Below are 7330 nucleotides of genomic sequence, written 5' to 3'. Positions count from 1 at the left end.
AAGTGACCCGCTGTAAGAGCGGAACCCTACGAAGCCGTTACCGCAGCAACAGATATGTACCCAGCGCCCCCACGACAACCACAGCACTCAACCAATACCTATGCTGCAAAACTCCCCCATTAGTTCCGCGCACCCAATAAAAAACGGCCTCATCAAGAGGCTAGGTGGGATCTTTTTATTCCCGAATCTTGGCCGTATTTAACTCCGAATCGGCGAACGCAAGTGGGACTAGCCGAAACAAAGCGGAACTTGGCGGTACGGTTCGAGGGATTCGACTCTCTCGGACCGTTTTCCCTAAGCTTGGAAAAGGTCCAGTTTTTTAGCGCTCGCACCATCGCTGTCAGTGCCAAACATTGTGCCAATGTTCGGTTAATGCTCGACAACCACTCTCATCTACGTGACGGTATTTCTGCGTCACGCCGCCTTGCACCTATTGACCTCATACAGCGACGGAATCCTCTGGATCGGCAGCACATGAGGAGGCTGACTCATGCCTCATTTAAATCGCTGGTGAGTCAGCCCTTGCATCAAGGCCCAAGCTCGCGTTAAATACGGACGTTGCTGCAAAATCAGCGATACGGGTTTGGTAGCCCGGAATGAAAAGGCGCACGACGCCAGCAGGCGTTTTTTTTATGCCTGTTGTTATTTGGCAGCTGTGCGCGGGAGGCTTCGGCCTGCCGGGTCCTTTTCCCCGGTCTACCAACCTGTGCACAGTCTGCCGCCATTCGTTTGGTAGCGAATCGGTAGACTCCAAATTAGAAAAGGAGTCTCATCATGCCTGCTATATCGACAGCTATTTCTCCAGCCTCATCTTTTTCAACATTCTCTCCCGCACCAGTTTGCTGTACCTCCCCCCTATGGCTCGATGCCGCGGCATTTGCTTCACTGGCAAACATTTCTGCATCCCACGCCCAGCATATTCTCGCCCAATCCGTTCACGGCCAACCCTGGTGTGATACGTCGCTTCAGGTGCGCGAGAGCCCAAACTCAGACCGTCAAACTCCCCCACGTTACGAAGTCCAAGCCGATAGCCTGCCCACTGAGCTGTACCATCAGTGGTTCAAGCAAAGCGCACCCCCACCTCCTTTTTCCGCTCCTTTTTCTCAAACCTTGGCACTGAATCAAGGTCCACACCCTCAAGACCGACAGGCCATCAAACACCGTGAGTTGGCCCTGTGGAAATGGCGGGTGATTCAATCGGCACTGACTTACCCCAAGCATTCTGCCGCCCGTGGCGAACAACTGCGCCACTTATCGCATGGCAGTCACCAGACTCCAGACGGTCGTCGCCGTCGCGTCAGCCTTGATACGCTATACAGCTGGGTCGCCCGCTACGAAGACCAAGGTCTGACAGCCCTGATGCGCAACCCGAGGTGCGACGCTGGCCACAAGCGAGTGGGCATTACCCGCCAGTGGGACAGTGCCAGTCCTTTGCCTGCTGAAACCCAAGCGCAGATTGGCGAACAACTCGCCGAGCAGGTGCGCTCTTTGTGGGCGGCGGGGGCGCCAGGCTATCGCACCGTGGCGGAACTGGGCAGCGCGGTATTGTATGACCTGTCGCTGGCTGCGGGCTGGTCTGAGGTGTCTTTTTCGTTGTGCCAACTCAGCCGCAGTTATGTTGAGCATTTTCGCCGCTATGCCCTGGTGGCGATGCACGACAAAGACGCGCGCCTGTTTTTTGATAGCCGTGTACCGCGCATTCAGCGAAACCGCGAAGGACTAAAACCGATGGACATCATTGTGGGCGATGTTCACCCCATTGATATTCGGTTAACCCGTGAGGATGGTACGGCGGTGATGCCCCGAGCCATTGCATGGCTGGATGTGGCTACGCAGCGGCTGCATGTAACGCTGATCCAGCTGGAAAAAGGCGAAGGGGTTAAACAGGTGCATGTGGCCCAGTCCTTTGCGGCGATGTGCAGCGCGTGGGGGTTGCCTCGTCAGCTCTATCTGGACAACGGCTCCGAATACGGTTGGCAAGACATGATGGAAGGGTTTACCCAATTGATCCGTTTAACCGGCGCGGCAATGGACGCCCGATTTGACGCGTCCAATGTGACCCCGCTCAGGGCCGTCGTCCGTGCACGGCCCTATAACGCCCAAGCGAAACCTATCGAAGGTATTTTTTCGGTGCTGGAACAGCAGGTCCTGTCCATGCTGCCCGGCTGGATCGGCGGTAACCGGATGCGCCAGAAAACCCATAACGTTGGAAGTACCCCACGCGCCTTTCCTGGGGATTGGGAAGCGTTTCATCAATCGTTTGACCGTGCCTTGGCGTATTACCATGCCCGCGCCCAGCCACGCAGCCGGACCCTGCAAGGGCTAAGCCCTAACGATGCGTTGCGAGCGGCGATTAATGATGGCTGGGGCGGAGCCCCGCAGGTGGATCCGCTTGCCCTGCGGGTGGCGTTTTCCAGCGAAGAAATCCGCCTGATTCACGACGGCGGTTATGTCAGCTGGAATGGCCACAGCTATTTTAATGACGCTCTGATTGAACGTACGGGAGAACGCCTATGCGTACGGTTTGCCAAGTGGGATGAACGTTACCTGTTTGTTTTCGATGAGCACAATCAACTGATCTGCGCCGCCGAGCAGGCCCAGACGTTTGCGTTCTTTGGTGAGGAAGGAGCCAAAACTCAGGCGCAACGGGCCAAGGTCCTCAAGCGGCATATTCGTGATTTACGCAGCCACACCGTGCGCCTTGATCTGGAACAGGCCATGCACCGGCGTACCGAGCTGGCCGAGCAGGCCCCCAATCTTCCCTCAGGCCCTAGTATCCAGCTGACCCCCACCCAGTCGAGCATGTTACAAGCCGTCAAGGCTCATCAAGCCACCACTACAAACACACGTCGTCCACCCATCACGTCATCACAATGGGCCACGCCGCCCAACGCCCTGCTCGGTGGCTTAATCCTGCCTGAGTTCAACGAGGAGGACGGAGGTCCACCGCCACCGATACTGCCACCCCGCGGTGTGGAACAGTCAGGTGGTGACCTATGAACCGCGTGATTGAAACGGTCGCGGTCCAACAAGCCCTGACCCTGGCGCAAACCTTGCTCAGTGCCGACAGCAACCGAGTGGGTAAAATCGATGGCAAACCGGGCACCGGCAAAAGTACGATTGCACATTACTTGGTTGAACAACTGGGTGCCGTCCGCGTCTGTGCCTATCAGGGCATGTCGACCAAAACGCTGATGCTGGATTTATGCCTGGCGCTGGGCCTGGATGCCAGCGGCGGCACGGCAGCGACCCAGATTGCCCGTTTACGGCCTCACGTGAAAAACCGCCTGGTGATCGTGGATGAGGCGAACCACTTGAAATGGCCCCAGCTGGAAGGTCTTCGTTTTTTGGCCGACGAGGCAAGCATGGCCTTATTGCTGATGGGAACCGACCTGATGAATCGCCAGTTTCGCACACCGCAGACGGGGGTGTACCTGGCGCAATTGGCCTCACGCATCGGCGCCAAGACCTTGCACCTGACCCGTATGCGCCGAATCGATGAAGGGCAAGCGTATATCTTGCAGCCGTTGTTTGGTCAGGTGGAGCGAGCGTGCGCTAAACGCTTTATGCAGGTGAGTCAGGGGTTCTGGCGCGACAGCATTGAATTGGCGCGTGCTTGCCAGCGACTGATGGAGCCCAACGGGCTCACTCTATTGACCACCGAAATCGTCGATACCGCCGCAGTGTGGATGGCTGAGGGGCGGCGGGATCTGGGATAAGTCACGTGTTGCAACCTGTATCTCGAGCCTAATTCCAAAAGGACTGATCTGTGCGGATGGCGCAGGCGACATGTCTCGGGTTATTGCCGGGAGGGGTGTGGTCATCCAGTGGATCCATGCGGCCCTGATACAGCTGGAAATAGGCCGTATTTAGCGCAGGGAAATCGTCTGTCTGCTTTGCTGATAACTAACCTGCATCAACTGAGTCCTGGCGCGCCGTTCTGCCCCACAAGTGGAAACGATACCCCCGGCCTTGGGTTGGCTTTGGTCGTTTTTGCGAATGGCTGCTCCTTTTAATAAAATGCAATGCGTAAAATCTCGCAACAACTTTCCTGCGCGACGGCCTATCGGACAGTGATTTTTTTGATATATCTTTTCGTGCACGACAGGTTCGTCTATTTAGATAGTTACATTTTTAGCAAGGAACGCATCAATGGCTACGCCAGCATATATGTCCATCACCGGCACCAAACAAGGTTTGATCACTGCCGGTGCTTTTACCGCTGACTCGGTGGGTAATACTTACCAGGAAGGCCACGAAGACCAGGTCATGGTTCAGGGCTTCAGTCACGAAGTCATCATCCCCCGCGATCCCCAGTCCGGCCAACCCACCGGCCAGCGCGTGCACAAACCCGTCAAAATCACCAAGGTCTTCGACAAGTCATCGCCCCTGCTGCTCGCGGCACTGACCTCCGGTGAACGCCTGAGCGAAATCACTATCCAGTGGTATCGCACCTCGGCGGCAGGCACCCAAGAGCACTACTACACCACTAAACTTGAAGACGCGATCATCGTGGACATCAAGGACTACATGTTCAACTGCCAAGATCCCGCGAACTCGCATTTCACCCACCTGGAAGACGTCGAGTTCACCTACCGCAAAATCACCTGGACCCACGAGGTGTGCGGTACTTCTGGTTCTGATGACTGGCGCACCCCCGTCGCAGGCTAATCCAGACTAGCTGTTCAGCATCGGCCCTCTTGCAGGGCCGATGTCGTTTGTAGCGTCTGCGTTACGGGCAACCTCCCCTCACGTGGCGCTCATTCTTTAACGTGGGAATAGTTAAATGCGCCAAAGGGATTTGCGGTTCACCTTCTCCGTGCTGTCCGCTCGGACGGAGTTTGAGGTTGTTGAGTTCACCCTCGACGAAGCCATTAGCGAGCCTTATCGGCTAGCTCTTGAGCTCGCCAGTGACGACCACTCGATTGATTTCGACCTGATACTCGATCAACCCGCACTGCTTACCATTTGGCAGGGCACCACGGCGGTGCGCCATGTGCATGGACTCATATCGAGCTTCACTCAAGGCACAACAGGCTTTCGACGTACCCGTTACCGTGCTGTCGTCGAACCACAACTCGCTCGAATGGGCTTGTCCTCAGATTGGCGCATCTACCAACAGAAAACCGTGCCCGAAATACTCAAGTCTGTACTCGATCAGCACGGCGTCCTGGCGTATCAAACACGCATCAACACTGAGCACTTGCCTCGTGAGTACTGCGCCCAGGTGGGAGACACAGACCTCTACTTTTACGAGCGGCTTTCTATCGAAGAAGGGTTGTTCTATTTCTTTAAGCATGAGGCAACCACCCACACCCTGATTCAAAGCGACAAGCTTTATGTTCAGGAGCGTATCGAAGGCGATCCGGTGCTGTACACATCACAGCCTGCGGCTGACGCGGTACAGCCCGTGATCTATGCGTTTAGCTACACGCAAAACGTTCGTACGGTTGAGCAGACTCAGCGTGATTACACGTTCAAACGACCATCGTTTAACCAAGAGCAGCATACGGTCGCCGAAGACCTGCAAAAGCAGGCCCCGCACTATGAGCGCTACGATTATCCAGGGCGCTATAAAAACAGCGCTGCCGGTAAGGCCTTCACCCAGGATCGCCTGCGAGGTCATCGCAGGGATGCTCAGCTTGCCGTGGTTGAAGGTGACGATCCGCGCTTGATCCCAGGCTTCTCCTTTCAACTCACGGGACACCCCAGGGAAGATTTCAACGGTTGGTGGCGTTCGGTGCGTATCACCCACAGAGGGATCCAGCACGCCAGTCAGCAAGAAGAGTCCGCCGGCGCCGACATGGGCGTGAGTTACGATTTTACTGCCCAGATCATTCCTGAAAGCATGGAATGGCGTCCTGCCCCTCTGCCAAAGCCCGTTATGGATGGGCCGCAGATCGCCAACGTGGTGGGGCCTGAGGGTGAAGAAATCCACACCGACGAGTTCGGCAGGGTGAAAATTCAGCATCTATGGGACAGGACCGGCAAGAACACTGACGCCAGTTCCTGCTGGATCAGAGTCGCCCAAAACTGGGCCGGCGCAGAGTGGGGCCACATGGCCATCCCGCGCGTAGGTCAGGAAGTTATCGTCGATTACCTCGATGGCGATTGTGATCAACCCATCATCACTGGGCGAACCTACCGGGCCACTCATCTACCGCCTTATAAGCTACCTGACCACAAAATCCTCAGCACCATCAAAAGCAAAGAGTACAAGGGGACCCGGGCCAGCGAATTGCGCATCGACGACACCACCAAACAAATCAGTGCGGCCTTGATGAGCGATCACGGCGCCACTGCGTTGCACTTGGGCTATCTGACTCACCCGCGGCCCGATGGCGGGGCGCCAAGAGGTGAAGGTTTTGAGCTACGAACTGACGAACACGGCGCGCTTCGCGCGGCCAAGGGGCTATTGCTCAGTACCGAAGAACAACTGAACGCCAATGGCGGGCACCTGAACCGTGCCACGGCCATTCAGGTGCTGGAGGCCGCTCTACAACTGGCTAAAGAACTGGGCGACTACGCCGCGGGGCATCAAGGCATCGACCATGATACCCAGCCTCAGAAGACTCTCAGCGAAGCCGTACGCGACCTCGGGGTTGGGGCCAATGATGAGTCGGGTAAGGACGGCGGAAAACCCGCCATGGCGCTGAGCGGTCAGGCCGGTATTGCTGCGGTGTCGCCCAAGAGCATCACCGTGGCGGCTGGCGAGCACATTGACAGTATCGCCCAGCGCAACCAGCAGCTCACCAGCGGGCAGACGTTTGTGGTCAACGCCGGCACCGATCTGGGGCTGTTTGCTCACGGTGGTGAGATGCGCCATATCGCTCATCAGGGGCCGATGTTGTTACAGACTCAGAAAAACACGATTCGTCTGGAAGCGGACCAGAGCGTTGAGGTCAGCGCGAGCAATCAACATGTCCTGATCTCGGCCAAAGAGCACATCACCCTGATGTGTGGCGGTGCCTACCTCACCCTCAAGGGCGGCAACATCGAGCTCGGCATGCCTGGCAATTTCATCGTCAAGGCCGCCAAACACAGTCATTTATCACCGGCCAGTCTTGATGCTGCATTGCCAACGTTCGAGGTGGGCGATACACAGCGACGTTTCATGCTGAACCATTTCGATGGGCAAGCGGGGATGGCCAATGCGCCCTACAAGATCACTCTAAAGAATGGCGACATTGTTGAAGGCATCACCGATGCAAAGGGAGCCACGCAGCTGTTGCAAAAGGACGCCATGAATATTGCCAATGTAGACATAAAACCTTCAATGGCCGACTCATGAGCACGCTTTGATGGAAAAAGCGAGTTAACCAAAAGGAGA

General features: G+C 56.4%; 4 protein-coding genes. All 4 read left to right on the top strand.

Annotated elements, in window-relative coordinates; all coding sequences use genetic code 11:
• Positions 1 to 774: 774 nt before the first annotated feature.
• The 4 genes from ACI77I_RS24010 (at position 775) to ACI77I_RS23995 (ending at position 7291) form a co-directional block, all read left to right on the top strand.
• Complete coding sequence (locus ACI77I_RS24010) at positions 775 to 3000, top strand: Mu transposase C-terminal domain-containing protein (protein ID WP_406998607.1); 2226 nt, start codon at positions 775 to 777, stop codon at positions 2998 to 3000.
• Positions 2997 to 3719, top strand: coding sequence for an AAA family ATPase (locus ACI77I_RS24005; RefSeq protein WP_406998605.1), 723 nt, complete (start codon positions 2997 to 2999; stop codon positions 3717 to 3719). Before ACI77I_RS24010 ends, ACI77I_RS24005 begins: the two co-directional genes overlap by 4 nt.
• Before the next feature lie 433 nt (positions 3720 to 4152).
• Complete coding sequence (locus tag ACI77I_RS24000) at positions 4153 to 4671, top strand: Hcp family type VI secretion system effector (protein WP_406998603.1); 519 nt, start codon at positions 4153 to 4155, stop codon at positions 4669 to 4671.
• A 115-nt stretch (positions 4672 to 4786) separates the two neighbouring features.
• Complete coding sequence (locus ACI77I_RS23995) at positions 4787 to 7291, top strand: type VI secretion system Vgr family protein (RefSeq protein ID WP_406998601.1); 2505 nt, start codon at positions 4787 to 4789, stop codon at positions 7289 to 7291.
• The last annotated feature ends 39 nt before the right edge of the window (positions 7292 to 7330 follow it).

The organism is Pseudomonas sp. D47, assembly GCF_045447305.1.
Lineage (GTDB): Bacteria > Pseudomonadota > Gammaproteobacteria > Pseudomonadales > Pseudomonadaceae > Aquipseudomonas.
The sequence above is the reverse complement of the archived record's forward strand: the minus strand, read 5'-3'. Positions and strand labels throughout refer to the sequence as shown.

Excerpts from the sequence above, each read along its gene's own strand:
- ACI77I_RS24000 (WP_406998603.1), top strand. The coding sequence starts at position 4,153 with ATGGCTACGCCAGCATATATGTCCATCACCGGCACCAAACAAGGTTTG.
- ACI77I_RS24010 (WP_406998607.1), top strand. The coding sequence starts at position 775 with ATGCCTGCTATATCGACAGCTATTTCTCCAGCCTCATCTTTTTCAACA.
- ACI77I_RS23995 (WP_406998601.1), top strand. The coding sequence starts at position 4,787 with ATGCGCCAAAGGGATTTGCGGTTCACCTTCTCCGTGCTGTCCGCTCGG.
- ACI77I_RS24005 (WP_406998605.1), top strand. The coding sequence starts at position 2,997 with ATGAACCGCGTGATTGAAACGGTCGCGGTCCAACAAGCCCTGACCCTG.